The organism is Halomonas sp. BC04 (assembly GCF_000568385.1).
This window is the reverse complement of record NZ_AZQX01000045.1, coordinates 1-16647: the sequence shown is the minus strand read 5'-3', so window position 1 is coordinate 16647 and position 16647 is coordinate 1. Positions and strand designations below refer to the sequence as shown.

The following is a 16647-nucleotide window of genomic DNA, read 5'->3' as shown; positions in this document are numbered from 1 at the left end:
CTGCCATCACCTATGGCAAGCCTATGGCCGTTCACACCGGGTGCACTTCTTCTCGGTCCCCTTCGAGGGTGTCGTCGCCGAACTCCAGCGCAGCATCCCCGATGGCCTGATCGGCGTTGTCTTGAAGCGGATGATGATGCGGGCGTCCAGCCGCATTGCTGCCCGTGCGCGCATCCCGATACTGGTTACCGGCGACGCCATCGCCCAGGTCTCCAGCCAGAGCCTGACCAACCTCGCCCTGATCGACGAGGCCAGCGACCTGCCGATCCTTCGCCCGCTGGTCGCCGAGGACAAGCAGGACATCATCGATACCGCCCGACGAATCGGCACCGCCCCCTTTGCCGAGGTAATGCCGGAAGTCTGCGGCGCGATTTCCCAGCGCCCCAACACCCAGGCACAGCGCTCCCGCGTCGTGGCCGCCGAACAGCGATTCGACTTCGGCGTGCTCGAGACCGCCATTGAGCAGGTCACCCTGACCCGCTCCGAGCGGCTGCTGGAGCAGGTGGCCCCACGGGACCCGGCGTCGCTGTTCGTCGTGCAGAGCGAACAGGCGCTGGCCCGCGAAACGAATGTCAGCGTGATCGACATCCGCCCCGATGCCGAGCGTGATTCGACGCCACTGACGCTGCGAAGGGTCGAGTGCCTGGAGATTCCCTTCTACGAGCTTCAGGCCCAGGCCGAGAGCCTCCCCGCCGACCGCCGCTACCTGCTCTATTGCGACCAGGGTGTGATGAGCCGGATGCAGGTCCTGCACCTGCTAGACCGTGGCCTGACCCACTTCGGCATCTATCGCGGCGCGTGACTGCGGAACGGCTCGCCAACCAGCAAGTCCACCTTTCGGACGCCCCTTAAGGCTGGATTGCCTGCCTGGAAATTACCTTTCCTTTACCGTTGGTAAAACTACTGTATTTTTCGCGCCAAACTAGGCTACAAGGAGAGATAGAGGGGCATCAGGTAGGGGGGAGGCGCATGGCACCGCAAGAGGGTTCGTCACGCCGGAACTCATCCGTTGTGTCCTGGGACGAGCGAGACGCATCCGGCCGGAGAACATCCCTTTTCATCGAGGAGCCGCCACTCGAGCCGGCTCCCTTGCCGGCCAGGTCACACCGGCTGCTCTATTGCGTGCTGACGGCCCTGCTGGTCCTGTTCGCCGTGACACTGGCCACCCTGCTGGTGGCTGAAGCGCGCACCTCCCACTTCCAGGCCCAGGAACTGTCGCGCTATGCGGGCACCCTGCGCTATACCCTGGCCCCGGGAAAGAGCGACCGCATCCTGTTTCCCAGCCACGGCCCCTTCGACCAGCGCCTGGGCTACACCCAGTTGCCCACTATCGAGACACGCCTGCAGAGCAACGGCTACGCGGTAACCCAGCAGGCACGCTTCTCTCCCCCGCTGATGGAATATACCAAGCGCGGCTTCTTTCCACCCTATACGGAAAAGACGCAGGCCGGCCTGACCCTGCTGGAATGTCGCGGCGAAACGTTTTATGCGTTTCGTCACCCACAGCGCCACTATTCCCACTTCGATGCCGTGCCACCGCTGATGCTGCAGGTCCTGCTGTTCATCGAGAACCGTCACCTGCTCGATGACAGTACACCCTATGCCAATCCAGCCGTCGACTGGCCGCGGTTCACCATGGCCGCCGTTTCCCAGGTCGGCCGGGCACTGGATGTTACCGGCCAGTCTTCCGGCGGCAGCACCCTCGCCACCCAGCTGGAGAAATACCGACACTCACCCGGCGGCCTGACCGGCTCCCCCATGGAGAAGCTGCGCCAGATGGTCTCGGCCAGCGTGCGCAGCTACAGGCATGGCCCCCAGACGCTGTCTGCGCGCCAGGACGTTGCACTGGACTACATCAACTCGGTGCCGCTGGCAGCGGCCCCGGGGTATGGTGAGGTTCACGGCATCGGGGATGCACTCTGGGTATGGTTCGGCGAAGACTTCGACACCTTCAATCGAACACTGTCGGCCGACGGCTATTCCGGTGAAGGGCCGAGACAGCAAGGACTGGCCCTGCGCCAGGTCGTGGCACTGATGATTGCCCAGCGGCGCCCCTCCTGGTACCTCAACGGTGGTCGCCAAGGGCTGGAGCAGCTAACCGACAGCTATCTGAGGCTTCTGGCCGAAGAAGGCGTCATTTCCCCCGCCTTGCGTGACGCCGCGCTCGGCGAGCGCCTGGCCTACCGCGATTTCAGCCGCGATCCGGCAGTACAGAGGATCGAACAGGACAAGGGCCTGCAGACGGCTCGCGGCCGCCTCGGCAGCCTCCTGGGCCAGTCGTTCTACGACCTTGACCGCCTCGACCTCAGCGCCCGGACGACGCTGCATGGCGAGCTCCAGGAACAGGTCACGGCTTATCTGCATCGCCTGGCCGACCCCGAGTTTGCCGACGAGATCGGCCTGTTCGGCGACCGCCTGCTGGCACCGGAAAAGACACAGGAGGTGCGCTACAGCTTCACGCTATATGAGCGCGCCGAGGACAGCTTCCGCGTTCGGGTACAGACCGACAATACCGGCCAGCCCTTCGATATCAACGAGGGCAGCAAGCTGGAACTCGGCTCCACCGCCAAGCTCAGGGTTCTCGCCACCTATCTTGAAGTCATTGCCGAACTCCACCGGCGCTACGCCGGCAAGCCGGTGGAAGCCCTGCGCCAGGTGGAACTGGACCGCCAGGACGTCCTCAGCCGATGGGTCGTCGACAGCCTGGCCAACCAGCCCGACCTCTCCCTGGCGGAGCTGCTGGATGCCGCCATGGAGCGCCGCTATTCCGCCAGCCCCAACGAAGCCTACTTCACCGGCGGCGGACGCCACACCTTCAGCAATTTCCGGCGGGAAGACGATGGCCGCAACCCAATGCTGAAAGAGGCCATGCGCGAGTCGCTCAACCTGCCTTCATACGGCTGCTACGGGACCTGGTTCGCTACAGCACCCACCATAACGAACATCGCAGCCAACTGCTCGAAGACGACAGTGACCCTCGCCGACTGGAGTACCTGCAACGCTTTGCCGACCGCGAAGGCCGTGTCTTCCTGCAGCGCTTCTGGCGCAAGTATCGCAACCTGGATACCGACGAGCGCCTTGAGGCCTTCCTGGGCGGTCTGCGCATTACTCCGCCACGCCTGTCGGCGGTTCACCGCTACCTGTTCCCCGAGGCCGATCGCATCGCCTTCGCCGCCTTCCTCGCCGAGTGGCTCCCCGCCACCACGAAGCGCAGTGAACTCCCGATCGACACGCTCTATGAGCGCCACGCGCCGGGCACTTTCTCGCTATCGGACCAGGCTATATCGCCCAGGTCCACCCCCTGGAGCTGTGGCTGCTCGGCTATCTGCTGGACAACCCCGAGGCGAGCTTCTTCGACATTGCCGCCGCCAGCCAGCAGGAGCGCCAGGAAGTGTACGACTGGCTGTTCAGGACCCGGCATCGCAGTGCCAGGGATGTGCGAATCCGAACCATGCTGGAAGTCGAGGCCTTTCTCGACATTCATCAGCGCTGGCAGCGCCTGGGCTACCCCTTCGAGCACCTGGTTCCCTCGCTGGCCACCGCGGTGGGCTCGTCCGGGGATCGCCCGGCCGCCCTGGCCGAGCTGATTGGCATCATCCTCAACGACGGTGTGCGGCTGCCGACGCTGCGCATCGACGACCTGCATTTCGCGGCCGATACGCCTTACGAAACCCGCTTCCAGCCCTCCGATCGACTCGCCCAGCAAGTCATGGAACCGGAAGTGGCGGCCACGCTACGTGAAACGCTTTCCAGCGTGGTGGATGGGGGCACCGCCCGGCGGCTTCAGGGCAGCTTTACTCTGGAGGATGGGTCCGACCTGCCCCTGGGCGGCAAGACAGGCACCGGAAACAACCGCTTCGAGACCGTGACCCGAGGCGGCCAGGTCATCGACTCCAGGGCACGCAATCGCACCGCCACCTTCGTGTTCTATCTTGGCGAAAACCATTTCGGCACTCTGACTGCCTACGTGGCGGGCAGTGAGTCGGACCGCTTCCGTTTCACCTCGGCGCTACCGGTTCAGGTACTCAAGGGCATGGAGCCGATTCTTCGCCCCCACCTCGAGCCCGGACGAAGCACCTGTGAACCCGGCGAGGATCCGCTTGAAATGCATTTCGCCGGGTCGTAAGCAGGCGGGTCATGCCTCGCTCGCCGCCTCCCTTCCTCGTCGGGGGAACTGGCACGGCGGTAGGGAATACCGAACAACAGCGAGTACAGCACCGGAACGGCGATCAGCGTCAACAGCGACGCGAAGGCCAGGCCTGCCATGATCGTCACCGCCATGCTGTTGAAGAAGGCATCGGCCAGCAGCGGAAGCATGCCGAGGCTGGTGGTGCCCGCCGCCAGTGCCACGGGACGCAGGCGGCTGATGCTGGCATCGATCAGGGCCCCCAGGCGCTCCTTGCCGGACTGGATCTGGGCATCGATCTCATCGACCAGCACGATGGCGTTCTTCATCAGCATGCCCGACAGGCTGAGCATTCCCAGCAGAGCCGTGAACGAGAAAGGCAGCCCGGTCAGCAATAGCCCGATTACCACGCCGCAGATCGACATCGGCACCACCAGCCAGATGATCAGCGGCTGGCGCAGCTTGCCGAACAGCAGTATCGATACCAGCAGCATCGAGACGAAGCTCAGTGGCAGCTGTCGGGCCAGGGATTCCTGGGCGTCGGTCGAGTTCTCGTACTCACCGCCCCAGGAGAGCGAATAGCCCGGCGGCAGCGTCATGGCTTCGATGTCGCCGCGAACCGCCGACAGCGCACCCGCCGATGTCTGCCCTTGTGTCGGCTCCGCCTGTACCGTCAGCGTCCGCACTCGGTTGCGGCGATGTATCTGCGCTTCCTCGCTCTGGGTCTCGAAGGCATCGACCACCTGGGCAATGGGGATGAAGCGCTGTTCGGCATTGCTCCAGACCAGGCGATCGATCAGCCTCGATACGTCATGGCGTTCGCCTGCGGGCGGGCGCGCCACGATCGGGATGAGGTTGTCGCCCTCCCGATAGGTGCCGGCACGAACCCCGGAAGAGGCAAACTCGAGCGTCTGGGCCAGTTCGTCGCGACTGACGCCGGCAATACGTGCACGCTCCTCGTTGAAGGTGGGAACGACCACCGTCTCCTGCTCGCGCCAGTTATGACGCACGTCGACCAGCGCGGGATTGGCCCGCATGATTCCCTCGGCTTCATCGGCCAACTCACGCAAGACGGCAGAATCGCTGCCGTGGAAGCGTGCCTCGACCTGAGCCCCGGCACCGGGCCCGAACTGGATTCGCTCGGTTCGGACCCGGGCCGCGGGATAAGCCGCCTGCAAGTCGGCGTCGATGACGGGATCAAGCTCGGCGATTCGCTCAAGGCTCTCTGCCCTCACGACGAACTGGGCATAGGCGGGGTCGGGCTGCTCGGGAACATAGGTCAACATGAACCGAGTCGCCCCCCGTCCGATGAAGGTCGAGACGGATTCGATCCCCGGCTTGCCCAGCAGGTAGGACTCGATCTCCTCGGCATCTCGCTGAGTGGCGCGGATGTCACTGCCCTGGGGTAGCTGGTAATTGACGTAGAAAATCGGCGTATTCGAGTCGGGAAAGAACGACTGCGAAAGAAAGGTGAAACCCCAGATGCAGGCTGCAGTAAGTGCAACCAGCAGTCCCACGGTCAAGACGCGCAGGCGCACCGCCGCCGTGAGGAAGCGGGCATAAAGACGGTAGACCAGGCCTGCGTACGGGTCATTGTCGTCCCCGGCATCGGCGCCACGGAAGAGGTAATGGCCGAACAGGGGAGTGACGGTGATGGCCAACACCCAGCTCAGCAACAGGGAGATTGCGATCACCGCAAACAGGGAGAACAGGAATTCACCGGTGACATCGTCGGAAAGGCCGATGCCGGAGAAGGCCAGGATGCCGATGACGGTGGCCCCCAGCAGGGGGACCTGGGTTCGCTTGGCCGCATCACTGGCAGCTTCCTTGACGGACTTGCCACGCTGGATGTTGATCAGCATGCCTTCGGCCACGACGATGGCATTGTCCACCAGCATGCCCATGGCGATGATCAGCGCCCCCAGTGAGACCCGCTCCATCTCGATGGAGAATACCCACATGAAGAACAGCGTGCCCAGGACTGTGAGCAGCAACGTGGCACCGACCACCATACCGACTCGCCAGCCCATGAACAGGCAGAGTACGGCGATCACGATGGTGACCGAGATCGCCAGGTTGACCAGGAAGTCATTGATCGCATCATCGACCACATGATGCTGCTCATAGATGGGATGGAGCTCGACCCCGAGAGGGATTCGCCCTTCCAGCGACTCGAGGTGACGCTCGACGGCATTGCCCACTTCGACGATATTGGCCTCGGCCACCCCCGCCACCGCCAGGGTGAAGGCCTGCTCGCCGTTGTGACGTATGACATGCCCCGGCAATTCCACCGGCTGGCGATAGACCTCGGCGATATCGACCAGGGAGATCTGCTCAGTGGTACCGGGCCGGCCGATGCGAATCGCCTCGATATTGGCCACGCTATCCACGCCGGCACGGGCGACAATGCGGACATGGCCATCGCCGATGCGCATCGCACCGGCATCGGTGACCCTGTTCTCGGTCTGGATGGTATTGATGACGTGATCGACCGGAATTCCCAGGGTGGTCAAGCGCTCGTTGGGAATCTCGATGTAAATCGTCTCTTCCCGCTCACCGGCAGTCGTGACCCTCGCCACATTCGGTACGGTCAGCACCTCGCGCTGAAGAAAACGCGAGATATCCCGAATCTCATCATGAGCGTAGCCCTCCGCCGTCACCGCATAGAAGATGCCATAGACCTCGCCGAAGTCATCGTTGACCCGCGAGGCCAAGGCACCCTCCGGCAATGTCGCCTGGGCATCATTGACCTTGCGCCGCAGCTCATCCCAGATCTGCGGCAGCTCATGGCTACGGTAGGTCGAGGCAACCTCCACCTCGATCTCGGAGCGGCCCGGCAACGACAGCGACTCGATCACGTCTATCTGCTGCAGCTCCTGGATCGCCATCTCCAGGCGCTCGGTGACCTCCTCCTCGACCTCCTTGGCGGTCGCGCCGGGGTATGGGGTATTGATGATGGCATTGGGTATGGTGAACGAAGGGTCCTCCAGCTTACCCAGGCTGTTGAAGCCCCAGATGCCCCCTAGCAAACAAACGACCACGATCAGCCAGGTATAGAGAGGCCGCTCGATCGAAGTCCTGGCGATATCCATATCCTGCTCCCGGTCAAAGCGTCTCTTCCATCGGTCGTACGCGCTCCCCTTCCTGCAGCAGATGAGCCCCCGCGGCGACGATACGCTCCCCCTGCTGCAGGCCAGCCACCACCGGCACCATCTCGCCTTGCACCTCGCCTACCAGAACGCCCCGCGTCTCGACGCGTCGATCGTCATCCCGATAGACCCAGACCCGGAAATTCCCCTCGCTGTCCTTGTCCAGGGCGGCAAGCGGCACCATCAGTGCACCATGTTCGACGGCATCGGTCAGCGCCACCGTGACGGCTACCGTCATGCCCGGCAATGCGCCTACCACTTCGTGATCAACAATGGCGAAGTCGACCTCATAGGTCTGGGCAACCTCGTCGGGCTCCGTGACATGCTCGCGATACGCCAGGCGAAATCTCTCGCCGGGAAGGGAAAGCAGTTCACCCTCGACCTCGAACCGCTGGGGATCGACCACGTATTGCATCAGCGACTCGGGCACATTGAAACGAACCCTCAGCTCCGTCACGTCCTGCACGCGCACGATGGGGGTGTTGGGCTGGACATTGCTGTGGTTCTCGATCAGACGCCTCGTTACCTGCGCATCGAACGGGGCGTTGATGGTGGTGTAGGAGAGGTCCTGCCGGGCGCTGTCCCGCTGCACGGCGGCGAGGTCATAGGTGGTCCGTATCTCATCGAACGCGGATCGGGAGATCGACTGATTCTCGAGCAGTTGCCGGGTTCGCTCCATCTCCCTTCTCGCCAGTTGATATTCCGCCTCGGCACGTCTGGCAGCCAGCTCATAATCGGCCGGATCGAGCCGGGCGATCAGATCGCCACGGGGTATCACCTCGCCCTGGGTGGCCGGCAGTTCGGTCAACTGCCCCCCTACTCGAAACGAGAGGTCAACCGTTCGGAGTGCCTCGACCCGTCCGACGAAGCGACGGCTCGGCAAGTGGGTCTGCCCACTCACTTCAACGAGCTTGACGACCCGTGGTGTCCGCTCGGCATCCCCCGGGGTCGAGCCATCACCGCAGCCCGCCAGCATCAGTAGCGCCAAGAGCAGCAAAGCCGGCTTCATGTTTCCACCTCCCTGTCGTATTCCCCGCCCCCTGCCGTACCCGGCGGGTGGGCCTGTCGCATAGCGCCCCACCGGCAGACCAGACCAGACCAGACCAGACCAGACCAGACCAGACAACATAGCCTAGAAAAGGGCCTTGCACGATCAGGGTAACGCCTGTCGCGGCACATTCAAACACATGTTTGATACCCGAGTCACGTCACCTATTCCCCGATCGCAAGACGAAAAAAGCCCGGCGCTGGCGCGCCGGGCTGGGAATCGCATCAAGCGTTCAGTACGCCTAGCGGCAAGGCACTACCTTGCGCAGGGTGTCCTTGGCCCAGAGCACCTGGCCGTCGGGGGTCTTGCCGTGCTCGTTCCAGCGCTCGGTGATCTCGACGCAAAATGAGCCGGCATTTTCCGTACGTACGTCCGGATTGGATGGGCGGTCACCGCCGATTCTCAAGAGATCGGGGTTGTCCGTGGTATAACGCGGAGCAATGGTGGTGTTACTGGCACAACCGGTGACGAAGAGAGCCACCAGCAGAATGGGCAAACAGCGGCGCAGCGGCATGTTCACAAACCCTCGGAAATTACGATGATCGCTCCGGCAGACATTGCCGGTAGCGCTAAATAGCATCGCTTTCTCACCCCAGTCAATCTTTTTCGAACAGTGTTCTCATGGCCCGCATGGCAAGCCCCACCTGGCTGTGCCAACCTGATCTGGATGATGACCAACCTGCCTTGGGTGATGAATAGACGACAAGGAAACGACGATGATCGATCTCTGGACCTGGACTACCCCGAATGGCCGCAAGGTCTCCATCCTGCTGGAAGAGCTCAGCCTGCCCTACCGTGCCCACGCAGTGGATATCACCCAGGGCGCGCAGCACGACCCGGCGTTCCTGGCGTTAAGCCCCAACAACAAGATCCCGGCGATCCGCGACAACGACACCGGCATCGTGTTGATGGAGTCGGGAGCCATCATGATCTATCTCGCAGAAAGAAGCGGCCGCTTCCTGCCCGATGACCTGGAGGGGCGGCACCGCACCCTGGAGTGGCTGATGTGGCAGATGGGCGGTATCGGCCCCATGCTGGGCCAGGCCCACCACTTCCTGCACTTCAACCCGGGGAAGGCACCCTACGCCGAGGAGCGCTTTCACGGCGAGGCACAGCGCCTGTACGGCGTCCTCGACAGACGCCTCGGCGAGACGGAGTACCTAGCCGGTGACTATGGCATCGCCGACATGGCCACCTGGCCATGGATTTCCCGCTTCGAGTGGCAGCGCATCGACCTCAACGACTACCCCAACGTGAAACGCTGGTACCTGGAGATAGCCGCCAGGCCGGCGGTGCAACGGGGCTATCACTGCCCGAAGGAAGTCAACGCCATACCGCTGCCCTGATAGGCTCGCGGAGTCCGAAAAAGCTTCTACGCTAGTAAAGGTTTCCCCGCCTGTCACCAAGCCGCCACGGGCTTGTCATGCTCGGCGCGCACAGTCGGGGTTTCCCTAACGCTAACAAGGAAGCCAGCGAGATACCTCATGAACAAGAACCCCCTGACCCTGCTGGGCATCCTCACTGCCCTGATGCTCTGCCTGACGCTCGGCATGGCAGCCCACGCCGCCGACGCCAACACCCCCGAATGGGACGACGCCCTGGTCGCAGCCTCCAAGAACGTGACGCTTGGACCTCGGCCACTGTTCCTGGTCAACGACATGAGTGAGGAGACGACCCGCGAACGGGAGCTCAAGACCAGGCTGATGCGCTGCGCCACAGAAGTCACCGACTGGCAACCTTCCGAGCTGACCATCGCCCACCGCGGCGCTCCCCTCAAGTTTCCCGAGCACACCCTGGAGTCCTATCTCGCCGGTGCCCAGGGCGGCGCCGGTGTCATCGAGTGCGATGTCACCTTCACGGCCGACCACGAGCTGGTGTGTCGCCATGCCCAGTGCGACCTGCACTACACCACCAATATCGTCGAAACCGATCTCGTCGAGAAGTGCAGCGTTCCCCCTGAGTTCGACCCCGACAGCGGCGAGCTGACCAATGCCGCCGATATCCAGTGCTGCACCAGTGACATCACCCTGGCCGAATTCCGCACCCTGCAAGGCACCATGGAAGGCGCCAACCGCGAGGCCACCAGCCTCGAGGAGTACCTTGACAGCAACCCCCGCTGGCGCTCAGACCTCTACGCCACCCGCGGCACCCTGATGAGCCACGCCGATACCATTGCGCTGTTCAAGGACCTGGGCGTAAAAATGACGCCCGAGCTCAAGGAGCCCAGCGTGGAGATGCCCTTCAACGGCTTCTCCCAGGAAGACTACGCCCAGAAGATGATCGATGAATACAAGGAGGCCGGGGTCCCCGCCAGCGACGTCTATGCCCAGTCCTTTCTGCTCGACGACGTGCTGTACTGGCTGGAGAACGAACCCGAATTCGGTGAACAGGCCTACTACCTGGACGGGCGTTACAACGACGAGGGCTTCGACCACACCGACCCGGAGAGCTGGTCGCCCAACATGGAAGAATTCGTCGAGATGGGCGTACACACCATCGCCCCGCCGACCTGGATGCTACTGGCGTCGAATCCCGACTTCGGAGAAGACGACAGCCGGATAGTTCCCTCGATCTACACCGAGCGAGCCAAGGAGGCGGGGCTGGAGCTGATGACCTGGACATTGGAGCGTTCAGGCCCCCTGGCTGAAGGTGGCCAGTGGTATCACAGCACCACCGAGGATGTCATTCGTCGCGAAGGCGACAAGCTGATCACACTGGACGTGCTGGTCCAGGATGTCGGGATCAACGGCATCTTCACCGACTGGCCCGCCACGGTGGCGTTCTACGACAACTGCATGCAACGCGACGATTAACTCACGACATTCCAGATGCCGCGTCACGGCGCGGCATCTGGCCTGCCTTGCACCCCCGCCTCGGAACCGACCTCATCGTCTCGTACCATCCTCACATCTGCGACTACCCTGAGCATCATGATATCGACTCTTGCCGCCACCCGAGTTTGGCCCATCCCCTATGGCAGACAGCGTTTCCTCCCAGGCCCCGGACCAGCAGTACTCTCCGGAACCCAATATCCTCGAACGCCACGCGGCGGACTACCTTCGAAAGCAGTACCCCAGTGAGCGCTATCCGCAGCGTGAGCTCCATGACGAAGAGCGTCTCGCACTCAGGCGCGCAAACCGATGGACGATAACCTGGTCGGCTATTGCGGGGATCCTCTCCGGGGCCATCATCGGCGGCATGGAGTGGTTCATGCGCCAGGGCATGCTCGATGGCATGCAGGACATGCCCCTGAGGGAGCAATTGCACTACTGGGCCGGCTTCTTCGCGGTGGCGGGCGTGGTCAGCGCAGTGGAAATCCTCTTCCTCTACTGGAACGCCTTGCGTGGTGTCGCCCGAACCTGCCGGGTCGCCGGCATTCCGCTCGAGGACAGCCAGCACGCGCGGCTGCTGTTGAGCGGCATGACCCGCGTGGCACTGGAATTCCCCAGCCCCAGGCACCGCATCTATGGCATCGACCCCTATGCCAGATGAGCCGCTGGAAGCTGGCCGCCATCTCGGTCATGTACCGGATGAAGGTCGGGGTCAGCAGCTTCATCCTGCGCGTGCTGCTGCGCCGCGTCTTCGGCCGCATGGCCCTGCGTGGATTGCTGCCGCTGGTTACCGGGCCGCTCTATGCCATCTGGAACGCCATCATCACCTGGCGCATCATGGGCAAGGCCAAGATCCAGGCCCTGGTCCCTACACCATAGAAACCCTTATGCAACGACTGGAAGCCGAACTCGATCGGCTGGACAGCACTGCACGAAACGTGATCCTGCACGGCATGGGCGAGCTGATCATGCGCAACCAGGATGCCCACACCAATCACATCTATCTTCTAGCTCGCCTGCTCGACGCCTTCGACATCAGCGACAGGCAACTGGATATCGACTGGCCCAGCCATCTGCAACAACTCGCCACGCTCGACGAGGCGGAAACGCAATGGGTCCTGGAGATACTGACCGTGGCCACGCTACTGGGTGGCACCTGGCGCGGCAGGCCCAGGCGCTTTATGCAGGAAGTCCACGAGGCCTGCGGAGCGACGCTCGACGAGGAGCGCCTGAAGGCGCGGCGGCAGCGAATGCTGGAGGGTCGTCAGGATGCCTAGACACCTATCAGAACAGGCCCAGCTGTCGGTCGATGAGGCTCGAAAAGTCATCCCCGACGAAGGGAAGGATGGCATCGGCCACCGGCTGCAACTGCCGGCTCAGGTAGTGCTGGTAGTCGATGGCCGATCGACGAGTCTCCAGTGGCTCCGGCCCCGCCACGGTCATGACATAACGGATCCAGCCACCGTTCTGGTACTGACGCGGCCGGCCAAGCTGCTGGTTGTACTCGTCGGCCAGCCGCGCGGCGCGAACATGGGGCGGCACGTTGCGATGGTAGTCGTCGAGCCTGCGCCGCAGCCGCTTGCGATAGACCAGCCGCTCATCGTACTCGCCGGCAAGGGTGCGCCGAACGTAGTCACGCACGAACTCACGGTGCGGCTGATGGGTGAAAACGCGACGGTAGAGCTCCTGCTGGAAGGCCTTGGCCAGCGGAGACCAATCCGCACGAACCGCTTCGAGGCCCTTGAAGACGATGCTTTCCTCGCCGCCCTCCCCACGGACCAGCCCGGCGTAGCGCTTCTTGCTGCCCTGCTCGGCACCGCGGATGGTGGGCATGAGGAAGCGACAGTAATGTGTCTCGAACTGCAGCTCCAGGGCACTTTCCAGCCCAAGCGTCGAGCTCAGGTGCTCGTCCCACCAGCGGTTGACCCGCTCTGCAATTGCACGCCCGATGGCGCTGGCCTCCGACTCGGCGTGGGGGCTGCCAAGCCAGACGAAGGTCGAGTCGGTGTCACCGTAGATAACGGTATATCCCTCGGCTTCGATCAGCTCTCGCGTCCGGTGCATGATGGCATGGCCACGCAAGGTAATCGACGAGGCCAAGCGGGGATCGAAGAAGCGGCAGCCCCTGGAGCCCAATACGCCATAGAAGGCGTTCATGATGATCTTCAGCGCTTGAGACAGGGGCGCATTGCGTTCGCGCTTGGCCGTCTCGCGACCCTGCCACACCCGCTCCACGATACCCGGCAGGGCATGCTGCGTGCGTGAAAAGCGGGCCCCGCGGAAGCCGGGCACGCTCTCCTGCTCCGGCTGGCGGAGACCCTCCACCAGCCCACGGGGTCGATCAGGAAGGTGCGGATGATCGAGGGTAGAGGCTCTTGAAGTCCAGCACCAGCACCGAATCGTAGAGCCCCGGTCGCGAATCCATGACGAAGCCGCCCGGGCTCTCATCGCTGGCTCCCAGCCCATGGCGTGGCGCGAGATTGGGCGCGACATAGCCGAGCCGATGCATGCGCGGCAGGTAGAGGTGCGAGAATGCAGCCACCGAGCCGCCGCTGCGGTCGGCAGGCAGGCCGGTGACGGCGGCCCGCTCGAGCAGGAAGTCGATCAGCTCGGTCTTGGCGAAGATGCGCGAGACCAGCTCGCAATCCTTGAGGTTGTAGCGGGCAAGCCGGGGCTTGTCCTCGGCGAACATGCGGTTGATCTCGTCCATGCGCTGGTAGGGGCTGTCGATGGCCTTGCCTTCGCCCAGCAGCTCCTGGGCAACGTGCTCCAGGCTGAACGAGGCGAAACGCCAGGTTGCCTGACGCAGCATCTCGATACCGTCGATGATCAGCCGCCCCGGAGCCGAGGCGAAGAAGTGGCTGGCGTTGCTGCCGTGGGCACGCCACTCCATGGGCGCGCCGCCCCGACCGAGCAGGAGCGGCACACCGAGCTGCTCCGCGTGGCGCTGCAGGATGCGCAAATCGAACTGCACCAGGTTCCAGCCGATGATCGCGTCCGGGTCGTGCCGTGCGACCCACTCATTCAATCGCACCAATAGCGCCTTGCGGTCATCGCAGTAGCGCAGCGAAAAATCCCGGGGCTCGGGCCCTTCGCTCGACTCCCCTTCATTCGCCGGGCCCAGCATGAAGACCTGGCGCTGCCCGCAGCCTTCCACGGCGATGGAGTAGAGATCGCCCCGCTCGCTCGTCTCGATGTCCAGCGAAGCGAGCCTGAGCCTTGGTCGGTACTCGGGCGCCGGCTTGAGCTCAGTCTCGATCAAGGCGCCCTCTGCGCCCTGGACAGCCTCAGGGTCCGCGAACTGGACCGGCGCGGTGATGTAACGCTCCATCAGGTAGCGTTCTGGCGGCCGCACATCCGCCTCGAAGACGTCGATACCGGCCTCGCGCAGCCGAGTCTCCAGATTCATCAACTGTCGATGCTGTCGGCAGTAGAGTCCCAGCACGGGGCGCTGCTGGAAATCACGCAGCTTGAGCGGGCGCAGCTTCACGTCACGTTCGCCATGCAGCAGCACTTCCGCATGTACCCGCTGCTCAGCAGGAATGAAGGCCACCGAGGGTTGCGGCGGCAGGCGCACGCATCGCGGACCGGCATCGGTCGCCAGCCAGTAAGTCACCTCGGTACCTGCGGGTGTATCCCGCCAATGGCGGGTCAACACGAAACCCTGCTGTCGCTCCACCACCACCTCTCACCCGCCTGAACCTGGGTGGAATGTTACTCGGTGGCAGGGGGAATGTCGTCGCCGATACCAACACGCCCGCCCCCACTCAGTCGCGGCGGCAGCTCGACATAGATGCTCAATCGCTCAAGACACGCACTCTCTTGGGTATCGCGGCAGCTGGGTGCACTTCCCAGGCACCCCTCACTTCTTGCGCTTGTCATGAATGTAGATGGCCTTCGAGCTCTCTCCCCGCGAGGGCCTCTCCTCGATGTCGAAGAGCTCCGTTGCCGCCACCAGCTCCCCGAGTTTGCGATAGCCATAATTCCGTGAATCGAAATCCGGAAACTGCTTCACGATATTGCTGCCGACCGCGGCTAGCGGCGCCCAGCCGCTGTCGTCGGAAGACGACTCGACCGCATTGCGGAGGGCATTGACCAACTTGGTATCCGACTTCAGCTCTCTGGTGGAGCGCCGGATCGTTTCCGGCCCCTCCTCTTCCCCTTCCCGCAGCACCTCGGTATAGATGAACTTGTCGCAGGCAGCGACGAAGGGAAGCGGCGTTTTCTTCTCGCCGAACCCGAACACCGTGAGCCCCGATTCCCGGAGCCGGGATGCCAGGCGCGTGAAATCGCTATCGCTCGACACCAGGCAGAACCCCGTAAAATTCCCCGTATACAACAGATCCATGGCATCGATGATCAAGGCACTGTCGGTGGCATTCTTGCCGGTCGTGTAGCCGAACTGCTGCACCGGCTGTATAGAGTGCAGCAGCAACGACTCCTTCCACCCCTTCAGCTGCGGCCCGGTCCAGTCGCCGTAGATTCGCTTCACGTTGGCGACACCGTACTTGGCAATCTCAGCCAGCAGGCCATCCACAATGCCAGGCTGCGCATTGTCCGCATCGATCAGAACCGCAAGGTTGTTATTTTCCATCGTTCATCCTTAAAGCATGTCATCGGTAGGCAGCTTCCCACCTGGGCCAGTGCGGCGCAGCAACAATCGGCTCGGGATCTGCGGACTGGGCGAAAAAGAACATCAGATATCGACGACACACCTGCCATACCACTACATAAGAAAAACACGCAGTAGGAAGCAGCTTTAGCTCGCGACTGGAGGCCGCAGGCTCCCGGCGGTGTTGCGCACTTCGGCAAGTTACATAAGCGGAGAAATCGGCCATTTGGAGAAAGTGGCAAAGTTCGTGGCTACCGCCTGCCATGCACCACATAAGAAAGAATTACTGTAGGAAATGGGATGGACCCGTCCCTCCCTGTGCCAAGATGAGTTTGCAACGCTATCTTGGGTGCACGGGGCACCACACGGCATCTCGAAGAGAGGGTCCATCCATGAATAACATTAGCATCGTCGGGATCGATCTCGCCAAGCACGTCTTTCAACTTCACGCCGTCGATCACAAAGGGCGTCAGGTGTTCAGCAAGAAGGTGTCTCGCTCAGCGTTGCGCACAACGCTCGCCCAGGTACCTCCCTGCTGCGTCGCCATGGAGGCCTGTGGCGGTTCCCATTACTGGGCCAGAGAGATTCAGGCACTGGGCCACGAGGTCCACTTGATCCCTCCCCAGTACGTGAAGCCCTTTGTACTGGGGCACAAGAACGATGCCCGGGATGCCCGGGCCATCGCTGAAGCGGCCGCTCGTGATGCCACCCCTCGGGTGGCGACCAAGACGCTGGAACAACAAGCAATGCAAGCCATGCATCGCGTACGCTCCCGGGCGATCGCTAGCCGTACGGCGCTGGGCAATGAACTGCATGGCTTACTGGTCGAAATGGGGATCATCGTGGCCAAGGGCACGCCGTGTTCCGCCAGGGCGAGGTCA

The 16647-nt window shown here is 62.9% G+C and carries 12 protein-coding genes and 1 pseudogene; 7 read left to right on the top strand and 6 right to left on the bottom strand.

The window, feature by feature from the left end:
* From thiI to Q427_RS33230, 3 genes are all read left to right on the top strand, one after another.
* Positions 1-802: thiazole biosynthesis protein (gene thiI, locus Q427_RS03580; protein ID WP_043511078.1), on the top strand; the 802-nt coding region annotated here is incomplete at its 5' end.
* 167 nt (positions 803-969) lie between these two features.
* Positions 970-3741 carry a transglycosylase domain-containing protein gene (locus Q427_RS03575; RefSeq protein ID WP_231613377.1) on the top strand — a complete coding sequence of 924 codons (2772 nt, stop codon included), beginning with the start codon at positions 970-972 and terminating at the stop codon, positions 3739-3741.
* Positions 3722-4126, top strand: a complete 405-nt coding sequence (locus Q427_RS33230) for a hypothetical protein (RefSeq protein ID WP_331280527.1) — start codon at positions 3722-3724, stop codon at positions 4124-4126. The genes Q427_RS03575 and Q427_RS33230 overlap by 20 nt, the downstream gene beginning before the upstream one ends.
* Here the strand turns inward: Q427_RS33230 and Q427_RS03570 are convergent.
* The 3 genes from Q427_RS03570 to Q427_RS03560 form a co-directional block, all read right to left on the bottom strand.
* The gene (locus tag Q427_RS03570; protein ID WP_081785794.1) at positions 4018-7218 is read right to left on the bottom strand and encodes an efflux RND transporter permease subunit; all 3201 of its coding nucleotides are present in this window, start codon (positions 7216-7218) and stop codon (positions 4018-4020) included. The two genes, Q427_RS33230 and Q427_RS03570, sit on opposite strands and share 109 nt — an antisense overlap.
* A 13-nt stretch (positions 7219-7231) precedes the next feature.
* Entirely contained in the window at positions 7232-8284 is a 1053-nt protein-coding gene (locus Q427_RS03565) for an efflux RND transporter periplasmic adaptor subunit (protein WP_043511072.1), read from the bottom strand.
* A gap of 280 nt (positions 8285-8564) precedes the next feature.
* The gene (locus tag Q427_RS03560) at positions 8565-8837 is read right to left on the bottom strand and encodes a hypothetical protein (protein ID WP_043511071.1); all 273 of its coding nucleotides are present in this window, start codon (positions 8835-8837) and stop codon (positions 8565-8567) included.
* A 202-nt stretch (positions 8838-9039) separates the two neighbouring features.
* On the opposite strand from Q427_RS03560, the gene Q427_RS03555 reads away from it, so the two are divergent.
* The 3 genes and pseudogenes from Q427_RS03555 to Q427_RS36685 all read left to right on the top strand — a co-directional run bounded on the left by Q427_RS03555 (position 9040) and on the right by Q427_RS36685 (position 12431).
* Positions 9040-9669, top strand: a complete 630-nt coding sequence (locus tag Q427_RS03555; RefSeq protein ID WP_043511069.1) for a glutathione S-transferase family protein — start codon at positions 9040-9042, stop codon at positions 9667-9669.
* Between the two features lie 138 nt (positions 9670-9807).
* Positions 9808-11136, top strand: coding sequence for a glycerophosphodiester phosphodiesterase family protein (locus Q427_RS03550; protein ID WP_043511067.1), 1329 nt, complete (start codon positions 9808-9810; stop codon positions 11134-11136).
* Between the two features lie 160 nt (positions 11137-11296).
* Positions 11297-12431: pseudogene (locus Q427_RS36685) on the top strand (LBF_2804 family protein).
* A 7-nt stretch (positions 12432-12438) separates the two neighbouring features.
* Here the strand turns inward: Q427_RS36685 and Q427_RS33225 are convergent.
* The 3 genes from Q427_RS33225 to Q427_RS03535 all read right to left on the bottom strand — a co-directional run bounded on the left by Q427_RS33225 (position 12439) and on the right by Q427_RS03535 (position 15748).
* Positions 12439-13479, bottom strand: a complete 1041-nt coding sequence (locus tag Q427_RS33225; RefSeq protein ID WP_231613376.1) for a DNA polymerase domain-containing protein — start codon at positions 13477-13479, stop codon at positions 12439-12441.
* A gap of 16 nt (positions 13480-13495) precedes the next feature.
* Positions 13496-14839: a DNA polymerase II gene (locus Q427_RS33220; RefSeq protein WP_231613375.1), complete on the bottom strand. Its 1344-nt coding sequence runs from the start codon at positions 14837-14839 to the stop codon at positions 13496-13498.
* Between the two features lie 177 nt (positions 14840-15016).
* The gene (locus Q427_RS03535; protein ID WP_043511064.1) at positions 15017-15748 is read right to left on the bottom strand and encodes an NYN domain-containing protein; all 732 of its coding nucleotides are present in this window, start codon (positions 15746-15748) and stop codon (positions 15017-15019) included.
* 410 nt (positions 15749-16158) lie between these two features.
* Between Q427_RS03535 and Q427_RS03530 the strand changes: the two genes are divergently transcribed.
* A partial coding sequence (locus tag Q427_RS03530; RefSeq protein WP_043511062.1) for an IS110 family transposase occupies positions 16159-16647 on the top strand: 489 nt, incomplete at its 3' end.